Here is a 17,805-nt window from a genome sequence, read left to right on the forward strand (position 1 = left end):
TGGATCATTGATTATGACTGTAGCAACCCAGTATGTTGAGCAAGCTAGTGCAATAGCCTTATTAAATGGTGAGTACAACGACGTATTTTCGTTGCTGGGTATGCACAGTATTAATGATGCTAAAGCATTGGTTGTTCGTTGTTTTATCCCCGGAGCGCTCAGTATTGATGTACTAAATGCAAACGATCTTCGTAAAGTGGCTAGCCTTGAGCAAGTTAATCAACAAGGATTGTTTGCAGGCAAAATAGGCCGCAGAGTGAAGCCTTTTCATTACCTACTGCGAGTGCAATATCCATTGTGCGAACAGTTGATTAATGATCCTTATCAATTTGACAGTTTATTGAACCCAGATGATGTGTACTTATTTGGTGAAGGCAGTCAGCTGCAAACCTATCATTTTCAAGGGGCTAATTGGCGCGAGCATCATGGCGTAACCGGGGTTCACTTTTGTGTGTGGGCGCCCAATGCTAAACAAGTCTCAGTGGTGGGTGACTTTAATTTATGGGACAAAAAACGCCATATATTACGCCATCATCCTGGTAGTGGGCTGTGGGATATTTTTATTGCAGATGTCGAACCCGATCAACATTATAAGTTCGCTATTTGCGATGTGCACGGCAATGAAATGATTAAATCTGACCCTTATGCTGTCGCCATGCAGCCTTCGCCTCACAATGCTTCAAAAATTCCTCATGTTGACGTTTATGACTGGCAAGACAGTCAATGGTTAACAGAACGAGCCAACAGTCAGCCTCATTCACAACCTATGTCTATTTATGAAGTGCAACTAGCCTCGTGGCGCCGCAACGGTGAAGACGGCCAAGATTATACTGATTATGGCCAGTTAATCGCTGAGCTCGTGCCCTATGTCAAAGAGATGGGCTTTACTCATTTGCAATTGATGCCAATCAGCGAGTATCCGTTTGACGGTTCTTGGGGCTATCAACCGGTAGGATTATTTGCACCCACGTATCGCTTTGGCGATGCAAATGGTCTTAAGGCTTTTATCGATGAATGCCACCAGCAAGGCGTTGCCGTATTGCTTGATTGGGTGCCGGCGCACTTTCCTCGAGATCCTCACGGACTGGTGAAGTTTGACGGTAGCTGCTTATATGAACATGAAGATCCGCGCCGAGGTGAGCATCCTGATTGGGATACGCTCATTTATAATTATGGCCGCGCGGAAGTACGCAGCTTTTTATACAGCAATGCGTATTACTGGCTAAAAGAATTCCATTTTGATGGTTTGCGCCTTGATGCAGTATCGTCGATGTTGTACCTCGATTACAGCCGCACTGCCGATCAATGGATCCCCAATGAATTGGGTGGCCGCGAAAACCTGCAAGCTATCAGTTTTTTACAAGAGCTCAATGCACGCATGTATCAATGCTTCCCGGGCATTAATATGATTGCAGAGGAATCAACCGCGTGGCCAGGGGTAACGCAAGCAACCAGTAATAATGGCTTAGGTTTTGGTTTTAAATGGAATATGGGCTGGATGAATGACACGCTGCGTTACATCAGTAGTGATCCACTGTTTCGCCGCTATCACCATGGCGAGCTAACATTTAGCTTAGTGTATGCCTTTACCGAGCAATTTATTTTGTCGCTTAGTCATGATGAAGTGGTTCATGGCAAAGGTTCGCTATTACATAAAATCCCCGGTGATGATTGGCAAAAGTTTGCCACCTTGCGTGCTTATTACGGTTTTATGTGGGCACATCCAGGTAAAAAACTGTTGTTTATGGGCAATGAGTTTGCCCAGCGTAATGAGTGGAATCATAACCAGAGCCTCGACTGGCATTTACTTAACTACGCGCCGCATCAAGGCGTGCAAGATTGGGTGCGCGATCTCAATCTGTGCTATCAGCAATATCCTGCACTACATCAACATGATCATCAGAGTGAAGGTTTTCAATGGCTCGACTGTAACAATGCTGACAATAACATTCTAGTATTTTGCCGGTTTGGCATTGATAAAAAGCAGCCTGTGGTGATTGTGGTCAATATGTCGCCACAGGTTTATCACCATTTCAGGATTGGTCTGCCGACGGACCAGCCCTATAGCGAAATACTCAACAGTGACCATCGTCATTATGGCGGCAGTCATGTTGTTAACGATGGGACGTATGAAACACAACCGACACAATGGCAAGGTATGCCTTACAGCTTAGAGATTACAGTGCCACCTTTGGGGTGCAGTCTATGGGCGCCAGAGCAGCATGAATTGCCACAATAATGCTAGATATTAAACAGCAGGGTTGTACTTTAAAAGGACATGTTATGGATGTTAGCGCTGGTTATCCTTATCCACTAGGGGCGACAGTTGATGATAGCGGGGTGAATTTTTCGTTATTCTCAGCGCATGCCACCAAAGTGGTGTTGTGTATCTTTGATCCCACAGGGGATGTAGAGGTTGCTCAGTACATAATGAGCGAGCAAACTCGGCAAATTTGGCACTGCCATCTTGATGATGCTCAAGCTGGTCTTTTATACGGATACCGCGTTTTTGGACCGTATCAGCCCCAACTAGGACATCGGTTTAATCATCATAAATTACTCCTGGACCCATACGCAAAAAAGTTAGTGGGCGAGTTGGTATATCATTCAGCACTTTATGGCTATGACATTAAAGCCAGTGATGCAGATCTGTCATTTGATACCCAAGACAGCGCGCCTTATTTACCCAAAGCTCAAGTAATAGATTGTGGCTTTGTTAACGATATTCCGATAGCCCCACTTAATATTAGCCTAGCTCGAAGCATTATATTTGAAACCCATGTAAAAGGTTTTTCGCAACAGCATCCTGAGGTTAACTCAACCCAACAAGGCACCTTCGCGGGCTTAGCAAGTCAGCCTATAGTCGATTATTTACAAAACTTAGGCATAACCTGCGTTGAGCTTTTACCCGTGCATGGTTTTTTTGATGAGCCTTTTTTAATTGAAAAAGGCCTCAATAACTATTGGGGTTATAACAGCATTGCGTTTATGGCGCCTCACTCAGCTTATTTATCTGCTGAAGGAGATATTGCTGAATTTAGGCAAATGGTCTCCACACTTCATCGTGCTGGGATTGAATTGATCCTCGATGTGGTGTTTAACCATACCGCCGAAGGAAATCATTTGGGGCCGACCTACAGTTTTCGCGGCATCGACAATGCCAGTTATTACCGTTTATTGCCTAACGATAAGCGCTTCAATATTAATGATACTGGCTGCGGTAACACCTTTAATCTTAATCATCCGCAAGTGTTAATGCTTGTGATGGACTCATTACGATACTGGGTTGAAGTGATGGGCGTGGATGGATTTCGATTTGATTTAGCCAGTTGTCTTGGGCGTGAGGCCTATGGCTTTGACCCTGGAAGTGGATTTTTTGATGCCATTACCCAAGACCCCGTCCTGTGCAAGGTTAAGTTGATTGCCGAGCCATGGGACATTGGCCCTGGTGGTTATCAGCTTGGTAATTACCCTGTAGCGTTTAGTGAATGGAATGATCGCTACCGTGATGCAATGCGCCGATTTTGGCGTGGCGACAGTGGCTTATTACCTGAGTTTGCTAAGCGCTTTCATGGCTCGAGTGATTTTTTTGAGCATAACGGCCGAGGGCCTGCAGCTAGCATCAATTTTATTACCAGTCACGATGGTTTTAGTTTGCACGATTTAGTCAGTTATAACGACCGTCACAACTTGGCCAACGGTGAAGATAACCGCGATGGTCATCAAGAAAACTGCAGTAACAACTATGGTATTGAAGGCGAATCGGATGATGAAGCTATTAATGCTATTCGATCACGTCAAAAACGTAATTTACTTACCTGTTTATTGTTATCTCAGGGCGTGCCGATGTTGCTAGCGGGTGATGAGTCCAGCCAAACACAGCAAGGTAATAATAATGCCTATTGCCAAGACAATCCACTTGGCTGGTTTGACTGGCAGCAAATAGATTGGTCATTAGTGAATTTTACCGCGCAGTTAATCAGCTTGCGAAAACGCTTTCCGATGTTGTGTCATCAAGCCTTTATTCATAAACCCGAAGCAGTATTTGATAATGGTTTGGCTTGGTTTAACCGCCAAGGCGAGGTGATGACCAAATCACATTGGTGCGAACATCATACCCGTACCTTAAGCGTTATTTTAACCGGTAATTTAGCCGATGCCGATGTTGGTGCCGTTGCGGAAAGTACTGAGGCGTTGTTACTGATGATTAACGTTGATGAGTTGCCCCACCAATTTACCTTGCCTAAATTAACCCATTTTCGCCATTGGCATTGCTTATTGCATACCCAATACAGTGAGCCAGAAGTGGACGCCGATCAGCAAGTGAATTTAATTAGTCGCAGTTTAATGTTATTTCACACCGAATTTACCAGGAGCAATTGATGACCACAGCCAAAGATAACGCCAGTGTAAAAAAACTGACTGCCAGATCCAGTCGCACTAATACTAAGGCGACCAGTAAAGCTAGCATTAAAGGCCCGAGTAAAGACAAAATTGCTGCAGCCTCCGACGCTGACCAAGTGCTCAGCGTTCATGAGGATCCTTGTGAACCCTGTGACAGTTTATCTGCATCACTTGCCAGGCACATCCGTTATGGTTTGTGTCGAGACGAGCATGAACAACATGAGCTGTTTAATGCTGTAGCGCACAGCGTGAAAGAACAAATGCTCGATAACTGGCGACAAACGCGGATAAAAGACAATCAATATCAACAAAAACAAGTGGCTTACTTGTCTCTTGAATTTTTGATGGGCCGAGCTTTAGGCAATGCATTACTGAGTCTAGACATGACCAATGATGCCCAACAAGTGTTAATCGACTATGCCACTAGCTTAGAAGAACTGGAGCAAGTTGAACAAGATGCCGGTCTTGGCAATGGCGGATTAGGCCGCTTAGCCGCGTGTTTTTTAGACAGCTGCGCCAGTTTAGATCTACCGGTCACAGGTTATGGTATTCGGTATCAATACGGAATGTTTGCGCAAAAAATTGTTGATGGTTATCAAGTTGAGCGACCAGACCGCTGGCTGCGTCATGGTAATCCATGGGAAGTGCGGATTGCCAATCGTATTGTGAGTGTTCCGTTTTTTGGTCATACCGAAACCTATGTCGATAAGCAGGGGCACCGACATCATGTATGGGCCGATACGCAAAATGTGTTGGCCGTACCTTATGACATGCCTATTCCAGGGTTTAAAAATGGTCGGATCAATACACTGCGATTATGGAAAGCTGAAGCGAATGACGAGTTTGATTTAGCAGAATTTAACGAAGGTGATTATGCCGAAGCGGTCGCCACAAAAAATTTAGCTGAACAAATCACCATGGTGTTGTACCCAAATGACTCAAGCGTCAACGGCAAAGAATTACGCTTGAGGCAACAGTACTTTTTGTCGTCTGCCAGTTTACAAGACTTGCTGGCTCGTTACGTCAGCCAATTTGGTGAAGACTTTAGCCAGTTTAGCGAGCATAACGTACTACAACTTAACGATACTCACCCTAGTATTGCAGTACCTGAGCTAATGCGACTGTTGCTGGATAAATACAGTTTAACTTGGGACGCTGCATGGGCGATAACCCGTCAATCTATGGCGTATACCAACCATACGTTATTGCCTGAAGCGTTAGAGCGTTGGTCTGTGCCGATGATGAAAAATATGTTACCGCGAATTATTGAAATTATCTTCGAAATTAATGCCCGTTATTTAGAACAAGTGGCTCACCATTGGCCGGGAGATATTCAAAAGTTAGCCAGTATGTCAATTGTAGAAGAAGGCCCTGAGCAGCATATTCGCATGGCTTATTTAGCCATTGTTGCCAGTTTTTCAGTCAATGGGGTAGCAGGGTTGCACACTCAATTACTCAAACAAGGGCTGTTTAATGACTTTTACCAATTATGGCCCGACAAATTTAATAACAAAACCAACGGTGTTACCCCAAGGCGTTGGCTTGCTCATTGTAATCCTAAATTATCGTCACTCATTTGTCGTCGTTTAGGTGATGAATGGATTAACGATTTATCTCGCCTTACGGCATTAAATGCTTTTACCAATGATAAGGCGTTCGTTAAAGAATGGGCGCAAATAAAGATTGAAAATAAACAAGCCTTAAGCACATTTGTAAAACAACAATGCGATGTCGATTTTGACCCCACAATGATGTTTGACGTGCAAGTGAAACGCATCCATGAATACAAACGCCAACTACTGAATATCTTACATGTTATTCATTTATATCGCCGTATTCTCAATGGTGACACCCAGGATATGGTGCCACGTTGTGTATTGATTGGTGGTAAGGCTGCGCCAGGTTACGCCATGGCGAAGCAAATTATTAAGTTGGCCAATAACGTCGCCCATATGGTCAATTCAGATCCGCTGGTCACGCCATTTTTACGCATGGCTTTCTTGCCCAATTACAACGTCAGTGCCATGGAAAAAATTTGCCCGGGTACCGATTTATCTGAACAGATTTCAACAGCGGGTAAAGAAGCATCAGGCACCGGTAACATGAAATTTATGATGAACGGCGCATTAACCATCGGCACATTGGATGGCGCTAATATCGAGATGCTTGAAGAGGTGGGGGATGATAATTTTTTCTTATTTGGTTTAGATGCTAACCAAGTTACTCAAGCGCGAATTCATTATCAGCCGCAACAGATTGTGGAACATTCAAAAGCCCTTAGTGGGGTAATGAGCATGTTGAAAAGTGGTCATTTTAATTTAGTTGAACCGGGTATTTTCGACGACATTATAGCCTCGATTATTGACCCTAACGACCAATGGATGACTGCTGCTGATTTTGACAGCTATTACCTGGCACAAGAACAAGTAGCCAAAACCTATCTTGACCAAGATAGTTGGCAAAAAATAAGTATTCGAAACACCGCTGCCAGCGGACGTTTTTCAAGTGACAACACCATAGCGGGCTACCGTGATGAAATATGGATGAAACAGTAATACAGGGATAGCGGTGTGATGCCGCAAACAAGGTAAGTCATGGATCAATGCTTATTTATTGATGGCTATATTAAATAGCCAAATGGAGTCTGCTTATGAGTAATGTTCGTTATATTAGTAATTTAACTCGTGATACCTATGCGCTTATTTTAGCGGGTGGTCGAGGTTCTCGGTTATATGAATTAACCGACTGGCGCGCTAAACCCGCGCTGTATTTTGGGGGTAAATATCGCATTATCGATTTCCCGTTATCTAATTGTATTAACTCAGGCATTCGCCGTGTAGGCGTAGTGACACAATATAAGTCTCACTCACTTATTCGACATGTTACTCGCGGCTGGGGCCATTTTAAAAAGGAGCTCGGGGAGTCGGTTGAAATTTTACCGGCATCACAGCAAACCTCGGGTAATTGGTATCAAGGCACTGCCGATGCGGTATTTCAAAATATCGACATTATTCGTCATGAAATTCCTAAATATGTAATGATTTTATCTGGCGATCATATTTATCGAATGGATTATGCAGGCTTGCTGGCAGCGCATGCAGAATCGGGCGCCGACATGACGGTGTGTTGTTTAGAAACGCCTATTGCAGAAGCCGCCGATGCTTTTGGGGTAATGGAAGTTGATAGTAGTAATCGGGTGATTGGTTTTGAAGAAAAGCCCGCCCAACCTAAGCCAACGCCAAATGACCCAGAAAAGTGTTTAGCCTCAATGGGCAACTATGTTTTTAATACTAAATTTTTGTTCGAACAATTGAGAAAAGATGCCAATAACGAAAACTCAGATCGTGATTTTGGCAAAGACATCATTCCGGCAATTATTAAAACGCACAACGTGTTCGCGTTTCCTTTCACCACCTCAGTGTCTGACGAGCCAGCTTATTGGCGCGATGTGGGTACCTTAGATTCATTTTTTCAAGCAAATATGGAATTGTTGTCGCCGTCGCCAGCATTGAATTTATATGATGCAAAATGGCCTATTTGGACCTATCAGGAACAGCTTCCACCGGCTAAATTTGTGTTTGATGATGATAATCGACGCGGTATGGCGGTTGATTCAATTATATCCGGCGGTTGTATTATCTCGGGTGCTAAAGTCAAGCGTAGCGTGTTGTTTGACGAAGTACGGGTGTGTTCGTATTCATTAGTTAAAGACTCAGTATTATTACCCGATGTAGTGGTATTGAAAAATTGTAAAATCCAAAATGCCATTTTAGATCGAGGTTGCATTATACCTGAGGGCATGGTGATTGGTTATAATCATGATCATGACAGGGCGAGGGGCTTTAGGGTGTCGGAAAAAGGCATTACCTTAGTGACGCGTAAAATGTTGGGTTTAGCCGTTGGTTTTGAATAAGGATCATAAATGACGCTTGTTAGGGTAAAACGAGTACTGCTGGTGGCAGCAGAAAACGATGCACTGCATGGCGCAAAAGTGGGTGGCATGGCGGATGTTATCCGTGATTTGCCGCCAGCTTTGGCAGCTTGCAGCGTAATAGCCGATGTTGCTATGCCAAATTATGGCTTCTTAGCGCAACAATACCGTGCCGCGCATCTGGCAGATATTGAAGTTAATTTTGCCGGACAGCACCATACTGTAGCGGTTTACCGCTTGCCAAGACCTCAACATAAAGACGCAATAGTAAATGTGGCTCAAGATAAACGAGATGGCATGACAGCACAGATCTATTTATTTGATCATCCGCTGTTTAATCATCAAGGCAAAGTGTATTGCAGTGGTTCGGCCGACAGACCATTTGCACAAGATGCAACTAAGTTTGCTCTGTTCTCCTTGAGTGTTGCCACTTGTCTTGTGAATGAAGTATTACCTCGATTTGAGGTATTACATTTACACGACTGGCACAGTGCAATGGTGGCTATGCTCCGTGGTTGTGTCGATGATTTTTGTGCACTAAAGGCCTTACCTTGTGTATTCACCATTCATAATTTGGCATTACAAGGGATCCGCCCTTTTAACGGTGATGATTCATCATTTTCCAGCTGGTTTCCGCAATACATGGGCACATTGAATGCGCTTGCCGATACCAGTATTTTCGATCCACGTTATAACAATTGCATTAATCCGATGCGTATGGGAATTGTGCTCAGTGATAAAGTGCATTTAGTGTCACCCAGTTACGCACAAGAGGTGTTAATGCCATCGGATCACCACAAAGGCTTTTTTGGTGGCGAAGGCTTGGAAGCCGATTTGGTTGTTAAGTCTTTGCAAGGTCATTTGGTGGGGATCATTAATGGCTGCGTTTATGAAGATGTTGGCAATGCTCAGGTTAATAACGCCAATACTCAGGCTAATAGTACTCATCAAATGGGTAACACTTATCAAAATGAGTATGCTCGATTACTGCTTCAAGCTGAAAATGCGGTGATTAAATGGCAAGCTAAAGCCGACAGTGTTAGTGTGCTCGATAGCATAGCATTGGCACGTATTAGTCAATATAAGCAGGCCTTGTTGAGTAAGAAACTACCTGATTTTGCGACAAATAAGCGTACACTCGATGAAGAAAAACAGCCATTTTTATTAACTTCAGTGGGCCGATTGACCGAGCAAAAAGTATTGATTTTGTTGCAACCTTTTACTGGAAGCCAGGCAGGCCAGGCTCCCCAGTATCATCCCTCTGCGACAACCGTGTTAGAGGCCATTCTTCAATCCCTTAAGCGGCAACAACCCAATGGTGTGTTTATGATGCTAGGTAGTGGTGATGTGCATATTGCCAAGGCCTTACAAGCAACTGCGGCACGTTATGATAACTTTGTATTTCTACATGGTTATGATGAAGACTTATCTGAGCAACTTTATCAATTGGGCAATTTATTTTTAATGCCCAGTTCATTTGAACCTTGCGGAATAAGTCAAATGCTGGCGATGCGGGCAGGTCAACCTTGCTTAGTGCATGGCGTGGGCGGACTTAATGATACGATTGACGATAATGTTACGGGTTGGGTGTTTAACGGGACAACGCTTGCTGCACAAGGTGAAGCTTTGGTTGCGCGTTTTACTCAGGTGGTCGAGTTATTTGGTAGCGATACTTGGGAGCAAGTGAAACAAAATGCCACCCAACAGCGATTTACCTGGGATGAGGTTGCTAAACAGTACATTGAAAAATTATATGTGAGCAATTAAAGTCACTCAGTTAACTATAATACTTTGATTAATAGTATTAAACTGGATGTAAACAGGGCTTTGATCGGCCGTTAACGGTAAAGTTAGCCTGTAAAAAAGCCAATCAAACATGATTGGCTTTTTTGTCTTTTATCGACAACCTTTAGGCTAAATACATAATATCGATAAGCAGTATTGAGTCACAAGTGATGTTATTCAACACTGTCTCAGTTCCTAATAGGTGTAACGAAGATCCAAGTAATAGTAACCTCCGTTAAAGCCAAAAGGAGTATTGGTGAGCGGGTATACAAATATACCGTTAAAGTTATTATCTTCTGGACGTTTTTCAGGATAGGTGTCAAACAGGTTTTGCACCCCTAAGGTTACCGCTAGGTTATCTGTTGCGCGGTAGCGAGTACTGAGATCGGTCGTCCATCTGTCGCCATACTCCACTTCACTTGACGAATAACCAACAGTGTATTCACCGAAATAGCTAAAACGTAAGTTGGTGGTGAAGTCATCATATTGATGTGTAAAGCCAATATTAGCGGTGTTTTTAGGATTGGCTTCTGTCATACGCACAACTTCAATATTATCAAATAACTCGTCTTCTAATCCATTGAGGATCGAAGGCAAAGAAATGGATTCAATTTCTGTTTCTTTATAAGAGTACGCCAGGTTTGCCTGTAAATCGCCAAACTCGCCAAGGTCAATACCTTGAGTGATGACTAAGTCAACACCTTGGGTTTTAGTGTCAACAGCGTTCATAAAGAAGCGTGCAGAATCAGCATTGGTGCCTTCAAGAATCGCTGCAATAGCCGGTGAGCTTTCTTTGTCGATAGAGCCAGACAAAATAATGCGGTCATCTACATTAATTTCATAAGCATCTAAGGTCACGGCAAAACCATTATCGCCTGTGTAAACAATACCTGCGCTATAAGAATGCGACTCTTCTGCTTTGAGATCTGGAATACCAAGCTCTGTTCTAATCGGCGATAATTGATTAAACGTGCCAGATTCTCTTGGAATAAACTCACCCGTGACAGGATCTGGATCAAAAAAGGTCGATACGTTAGTAAAATAAAGCTGTTGTACACTTGGCGCTCGAAAACCGGTGTCGGTGGTTAATCGAAGTGCCACATTGTCTGTTAACTCATAACGGCCAGAAAGCTTCCAACTGGTGTTACTACCGAAATCTGAATAATCTTCATAACGAACAGCCGCTGCCCAATAAAAGTCATCGGTGAGTTGGTTTTCAAGTTCGATATATAAACCAAGGTTTGTGCGGTCTTCATCTACTTCAGATTCTTTAGTGAAGCCACCAAATCCCTGACTACCACCAGATTTATCTTGATAATTGCCTTGAATATAAGACTCTTCTTGGCCTGCTTCAATTTGATAACCACTTTCGCGCCAGGTGACGCCCATTGCGACTAATAAGTCTGAGTTATTAGCAAAGTCGTAATAGGTTGACGCATCGACATTAAGATTAAGTTCGGTGGTAGACAATGTGCCTGCATCAAAGCTTGTTGGGCTAATAGGGCCAAGTGAAGCGTTAATGCTATTTTCAACATTGTATTCAAAGCTGTTGCTGCCAAAACCAGCAGATGAGTCAATTTGCCATTTACCCAGTTCAAACTCATAACCGGTAACTAAAGAGTAATCGATAATTTCAGGGCTAATTTGCGGTAAAAAACCGTCCGGATACACTTCTGGTATGTTGCGTGAATCCAGTGCCCGACGATAAAAGGCTCCTGAACTTGAGTTGCGTTTACTCATACCACCAAAGGCATAAAGCTTACCATTGGACTCTAATCCTTGTTCAGCATTTAAAAACAGACCGTAGTTGTCATAATCGCTGTCGCCAACATGATGATTTTTGCGGTCAAATGATGCTTCGCGCGGATCAGGGCTGCCATCGGCTAATGTTGGATATTGTTGACGAGAGTCGAAGCCTGCTCGGTTGGTTGCGTTTTTCTGGTGCGCTTCAAGAGAAACGTTGACAAAACCTTCGTCACTGAAGCTAAAACCTTGGTTAACGCCTAAACGAATTTGCTCGCCGTCACCTTCATAGGTTTGACCTACTTGAGCAGCAATACTGCCGCCTTCAGAGCTGTCTTTTAGGACGACGTTGATGACGCCAGCAATAGCATCAGAACCATAAAGTGCAGAGGCACCATCACGTAAAATTTCAATTCGCTTAATGGCGGTCATTGGAATGGCATTCAAATCAACATTTGATGAACCCTTACCTAACGTACCGGCTAAGTGAACTAATGCTGAACCATGGCGACGCTTACCGTTAACCAACACTAAGGTGTGATCGGGTGACATGCCGCGAAGACTGGCTGGCCGTACAGCGTCACTGCCGTCGGTAATGGATGAAAAAGGAAAGCTATAACTTGGCGCTGCAAACTGTAATGCTTTAGCTGTTTCAGTAATACCCGTGGCTTCAAGTTGTTCAGAGGTAATAATATCAACAGGTGTAGCACTGTCAGTGGCGGTGCGAAGGGCGATACGCGAACCAATAACCTGAATACGCTCTAGGTTTTGCGCATCTTGTGCCGCGATGGCTGCTGGCGTTGAAATACTGGCAACAATGGCCAAAGAAACGAGACTTTTATACATTAGCAATCCTGCGATAACGTTATAAGAAATTTTGTAACATTATAGAACATTTTTGCAGACGCTTAGATGGCTTTAACATAGGCTTAGTTAGTCCAATCAGTCATATGTCATGACACTCTGGTCTAGTAGAACCCTCAATACAGGTATTGTATTTACAATTGCGCACATAAAAAACAAACGCCTGCTAGTAATAACAGGCGCTTAACAAGTGTATTGTCTATTAGTTATAATAGGTTAACGAGTCAGTTAGCTTGGTAAGCTCGCTTGATGGGACTTTATAAAAGCTGCCATGGCTTGTTCAGCGCGATCTTGTGCTGATGCCCAAGAGTCGGTATTTGTCATGGTTTCGACTATTTCGTAATAGCACTTAATTTTAGGTTCAGTGCCAGAAGGGCGCACAATCACACGAGCGCCATTTGCTAAGACATAAATCAATACATCACTGCTGGGTAAATCAATGGCTTGTTTACTGCCATCAGCGCCAGTACGTTGCAAGGTTTTTAAATCATCAGTCGATACCACAGCAAACTCACCAATAGTAAGAGGTGGGTTTTCACGTAAATATGCGCCAATATTGGGGGTGTCCGGCTTAAGTGCAATACTCACTTGTGCATTAAGATGAAATCCATGTTGGCGATAAATATGTTCTAATCTATCCCAGATAGTTTGCCCATTGGCAGCAAGTTCAGCGGTGAGTTGCGCAAAAGCGACAATGGCCGATAAACCATCCTTATCCCACACTAAGTTACCTATGGTGTAGCCCAGAGCTTCTTCATAAGCGAATAAAAACTGGTTATCTTGTTGATGCTGAGCAATACCGACGTTCATTAGCCATTTAAAGCCTGTTAACGTGGTATAGCTTTGGGCGCCAAATTCAGTGGCAATTTTAGATAACAGACTTGATGACACTATGGTGGTGCCGTTAAGTTGTTGGTTTTTAGGGGCGTGGCTGAGTAAGTAATGACCAAATAAGACACCTACTTGATCGCCGGTTAACATTTTGTATTCGCCATCTGCAGTACGAACAGCAACAGCAAAACGGTCGGCATCAGGATCATTGGCGCAAGCGAGTGTCGCTTTGTGCTTTTTCGCTTCTGCAATCACTAAATCCATCGCGCCTTTTTCTTCTGGATTGGGAAAGTTAACCGTTGGAAAATCGCCATCAGGCTCACGTTGCGCTGCCACTGAATACACCTGGGTAAATCCTGCATCTTTCAACACGGTTTCAGCCATATCGGCGCCAACGCCATGCATTGCGGTATACGCTAAACTGACTTTATCTTGGCCACTGCGATATTGCAGTTCTTTGGCATTAAATATCCCTTGGCGATAGGCCTGGTAGAAATCGTCTTGTAACCACATCAGCTTTTGTTGTGCGATGGCGTCATCTAAGGCTAAAAAGGGGATCGCTTGGGTTGCTGCACGGGTAATTTGCGCCGCAATGCCGCTGTCGTGTGGTGGAATTATCTGTGCGCCATTTTCCCAATACACTTTATAACCATTGTATTGTGGTGGGTTATGACTAGCCGTTACCACAATACCTGCAGCAGCATTAAGATGCTTTACCCCAAAAGCGACTAAAGGCGTGGCGGCAACCTTATGGGTTAAGTGCACGTTAATGCCCATTGCTGTTAATACACTGGCGGCATCGTGGGCAAAATCATACGAATCGTGACGACCGTCATAGCCGATCACCACACCGCGTTCAGCGGCATTACTTATCTGTTCAAGCAAATAAGCGCCAAGTCCCGCAGTGGTTTGGCGAATAACTAAACGGTTCATCGCCATTGGGCCAACGCCCACTTCACCTCTTAGCCCCGCTGTTCCAAACGCTAAACGGCCTGCAAAGCGGGCAGCAAGCTCAGTTTCATTGCCTGAATCAATCAATGCTTGCAGTTGCGAGCGAGTATGGGGATCGGGATCGTTGTTAAGCCAGTGGTTGATTTGGTGTTGAAGATGGGTATTCATGAATAACCTCATTGAGAATCATTTTCAATAACAGTAGGAAAATACCGTCGCTAGGACAAGTGAATTCGCAACTAAATTAATAAAAATAACAATTTATACGCATTTCTTACACGCTTGGTCTACATGGCGAGTCAATATTACAGTGGATAAGCAAAGCGTTAGGGCGCAAAGGTGAGAAAGAGTGTTTGTTTAAGACATACAGGAGGTAAGGATATTTTAGGTTAGGTAGCATATTATCGCTGTGAGTTTGGCAAAATTTATTTTAATAAATTTAACCGCACTAACAAGTTGGGTCAACAAGGCTTGTAAAACGAATCAACAAGCCTTGTTTTATGCCACGTTATACGAGGTTATATGGCATCAACTGTATAATTTTGTGGAAAGAAAGCGCGTTTAGCAGCTTCATCAAATTCAGATTTAAATTCAATATCTTTACCCATGTTGCGAGCACGCTCTACAGCAGGACGGCTGTTAACACCATTAAACCAGCGCTGCACATTAGGATAAGCAGCCAGTGCATTTTCACCTAATACAAAGCCAATTCGATCAACCCAGCCCCATGCGGCAATATCGACAATGCTTAATGTATCGCCAACCATAAAGTCACGGTTGTTAAGATGTGTATCAAGTACATCATAATGACGTTGAGTTTCACGTCGATAACGGTTTGCGGCATAGTCAATTTTTTCAGGAGCATGGTGTGTAAAGTGCACACATTGGCCTGAATAAGGCCCTAGGCCTGTGGCAATAAACATTAACCAAGACAAGAGTTCACCACGATTTTCAGGAGTTGCAGCTAACTGACCTGTTTTATCTGCCAAGTATAATAAAATAGCATTCGAATCGAACACTCTTACGCCATTGTCTTCAATGGCTGGGGTTTTAGCATTAGGGTTAATCGCTTTAAACTCAGCAGTATGTTGCTCACCTTTTAAGGTATCTACCGGCACGAGTTCAAACTCAAGTCCTGTTTCTTCAAGAAACAGAGCAATTTTCATTGGGTTAGGGCCTGGATGGAAATAAAATTTAATCATGTGAACTCCTTATTCAGTAAGAAGTTCATTTAAACAGAGATTGAACGAATGCTCAATTTGTTTTGAGTGGTCGATCAAAAAAAGTAATAAATACTACCTCTAGCTTACATTTAGTGTCGATTTTTCGCATTAACTTAGCGTATCAATGTTAATGCGTGAGCTCACAGCATTGATAAAGCGTGCAGTTAATAACAGTTAAACTTGCCGGTGTTAAGATAAATCCACCGGCGTTAACAAACGTACTCGAATATTAGCTTGGTCGAGCAGGGTAAATACTTTAGGGCGAATTTCAGCTATCCACCAGTCGTTGTACGTATTGGCGTAAACTTGCTCTTTATGCTCTGTATCATTAAATTCACGAGTCCAGATAAACCAGTCATCACCATTTTCGTCTTGGTAAACATAGGTCGATAATATTTTCATGCCTTGGGAACGTTGATAAGGCAGTAACTCGGTTTTCATCCAATCAAGCCATTGCTGGCGAGCACCGTCAAGTAATTTGTATTCGCGTAATTCAACAACCATTATTTACTCCTTATGATGTTTAAGTATGATTTAGGGGCTATTTTGACAGGCTTTTATTGATTCAGCGCGGCCAGTAGTGGCAATATTTTACTCACTTTATCAAAACTTTCTTGGTACTCAGCCTCGCTATTTGAGTCAGCGACAATGCCACCGCCAGCCCAACAGTAAATACGCTTATTTTCGGTGACTAAAGTGCGAATCGTAATACTAGTGTCCATGTTACCGTTTTGACTGATATAGCCGATACTGCCGCAATATAGGTTACGTCTAGATGGTTCGAGCTCTTCAATGATTTGCATGGCGCGTATTTTAGGCGCGCCGGTAATTGAACCGCCAGGAAAGGCGGCTTGCAGTAAATCAAAGGCATTATGATCGGCTGCCAAAGTGGCGGTTACCGTACTCACTAAATGATGTACAGCAGGAAAGCTTTCAATCGCGAATAATGTCGGCACCTTAACACTACCAGGTGCGGCAACTTTGCCGATGTCGTTTCGCAGTAAATCCACAATCATGACATTTTCAGCCCGATCTTTTTCTGAATGGCTTAGCGTGTCGGCTGCGAGTTGATCGAGTACGGGATCTGCACTGCGCGGTAACGTGCCTTTAATGGGTTTTGTTTCAATGTATTGATGCTGTAAACGTATAAAGCGTTCAGGCGAAATGGACAACACACAATGCTCGGGTAAACGCATAAACGCAGAAAAGGGCGCTTGGTTGGCACGAGACAATACACAATACGCTTGCCATTCGTCACCTTGATAGTGCGCTTCAAATCGCTGAGTTAAATTGATTTGATAACAATCACCACTGAGTAAATATTGCTGTACCTGAGCAAACTTTTGCTGGTATTGCTGTTCTGTCAGTTGATTGTGCCATGAAGAAGTTAATCTAAAAGCTTGAGTGGCCGTTGTCGAAGTGTTGTTAGATTGAGATAATAATTTTATTTTTGATTCAATTAAATTCAACTCAATATTAAGCGCGCCGCTACCATCATAATGATAGGCATACCAAGCGCTTTCAGCATAACAGTAAATAAGGCAAAAATCGTAAAAACCAATATTCATCTCTTGTAGGTGAATATCTTTGTTGGCTATTGTTGGCAGTTTTTCAATGCTGCGACCTAAATCATAACCCCATGCGCCGACTGCGCCAACACTAAAAGGGTGCTCACATGCTTGTTGATGTGGATAGAGTAAATTGTGGATATGGGCTAAGGTTTCAAGGGGCGTCAGAGCATCAGGCAAGTTAATATTGAGCAGCTTAATATCGTTTTGAATCGCATCAAACTGACACTGGCCTTCATCGCTAGTTAAGGTTGCGATAGGGTTGATGGCAATGATATCGAACTTAGCATCTGGATGAACTGCATTGGCTGAGTCGAGTAACATTGCCCAAGGCTTATCGCAAAATAATGCAAATAATTGTTTAGTATCTATTTTCCAGTCTAGCTTTTGTCCGTAGAGTGCGTTTTTTGCCCGCGCAAACATCGATAACCCTTATCTAAAAATGTGATGTAGCCCAAAAAGGATGGAAAGAGTATCATATTGGTCTAAATAGTTAACCTCAGTT

General features: G+C 43.3%; 10 protein-coding genes. 5 read left to right on the forward strand and 5 right to left on the reverse strand.

From position 1 onward, the window contains the following. Positions 1-10 precede the first annotated feature (10 nt). From glgB to EGC82_RS10365, 5 genes are all read left to right on the forward strand, one after another. Complete coding sequence (gene glgB, locus EGC82_RS10345; RefSeq protein ID WP_415837578.1) at positions 11-2,239, forward strand: 1,4-alpha-glucan branching protein GlgB; 2,229 nt, start codon at positions 11-13, stop codon at positions 2,237-2,239. A gap of 44 nt (positions 2,240-2,283) precedes the next feature. Continuing rightward, positions 2,284-4,383: a glycogen debranching protein GlgX gene (gene glgX, locus EGC82_RS10350; protein ID WP_124730688.1), complete on the forward strand. Its 2,100-nt coding sequence runs from the start codon at positions 2,284-2,286 to the stop codon at positions 4,381-4,383. After that, positions 4,383-6,959 (forward strand): glycogen/starch/alpha-glucan phosphorylase, encoded by a 2,577-nt coding sequence (locus EGC82_RS10355; protein WP_124730689.1) that lies wholly within the window; start codon positions 4,383-4,385, stop codon positions 6,957-6,959. Before glgX ends, EGC82_RS10355 begins: the two co-directional genes overlap by 1 nt. A gap of 95 nt (positions 6,960-7,054) precedes the next feature. Next, positions 7,055-8,317, forward strand: coding sequence for a glucose-1-phosphate adenylyltransferase (gene glgC / locus EGC82_RS10360; RefSeq protein WP_124730690.1), 1,263 nt, complete (start codon positions 7,055-7,057; stop codon positions 8,315-8,317). Between the two features lie 9 nt (positions 8,318-8,326). After that, positions 8,327-10,102: a glycogen synthase gene (locus tag EGC82_RS10365; protein ID WP_124730691.1), complete on the forward strand. Its 1,776-nt coding sequence runs from the start codon at positions 8,327-8,329 to the stop codon at positions 10,100-10,102. A 213-nt stretch (positions 10,103-10,315) separates the two neighbouring features. Here EGC82_RS10365 and EGC82_RS10370 read toward each other — a convergent pair whose 3' ends face one another. From EGC82_RS10370 to pabB, 5 genes are all read right to left on the reverse strand, one after another. After that, positions 10,316-12,709, reverse strand: coding sequence for a TonB-dependent receptor plug domain-containing protein (locus EGC82_RS10370; RefSeq protein ID WP_124730692.1), 2,394 nt, complete (start codon positions 12,707-12,709; stop codon positions 10,316-10,318). A 246-nt stretch (positions 12,710-12,955) separates the two neighbouring features. After that, on the reverse strand, positions 12,956-14,677 hold the full coding sequence (locus tag EGC82_RS10375) for a phospho-sugar mutase (protein ID WP_124730693.1): 1,722 nt from the start codon (positions 14,675-14,677) through the stop codon (positions 12,956-12,958). Positions 14,678-15,027: 350 nt separating this feature from the next. After that, positions 15,028-15,711, reverse strand: a complete 684-nt coding sequence (locus tag EGC82_RS10380; protein WP_124730694.1) for a glutathione S-transferase family protein — start codon at positions 15,709-15,711, stop codon at positions 15,028-15,030. Between the two features lie 210 nt (positions 15,712-15,921). Next, positions 15,922-16,236 (reverse strand): hypothetical protein, encoded by a 315-nt coding sequence (locus tag EGC82_RS10385; protein ID WP_244212566.1) that lies wholly within the window; start codon positions 16,234-16,236, stop codon positions 15,922-15,924. 53 nt (positions 16,237-16,289) lie between these two features. Next, positions 16,290-17,723: an aminodeoxychorismate synthase component I gene (gene pabB, locus EGC82_RS10390; protein WP_124730696.1), complete on the reverse strand. Its 1,434-nt coding sequence runs from the start codon at positions 17,721-17,723 to the stop codon at positions 16,290-16,292. Positions 17,724-17,805 lie beyond the last annotated feature (82 nt).

It is taken from the genome of Shewanella livingstonensis (assembly GCF_003855395.1).
GTDB lineage: Bacteria > Pseudomonadota > Gammaproteobacteria > Enterobacterales > Shewanellaceae > Shewanella > Shewanella livingstonensis.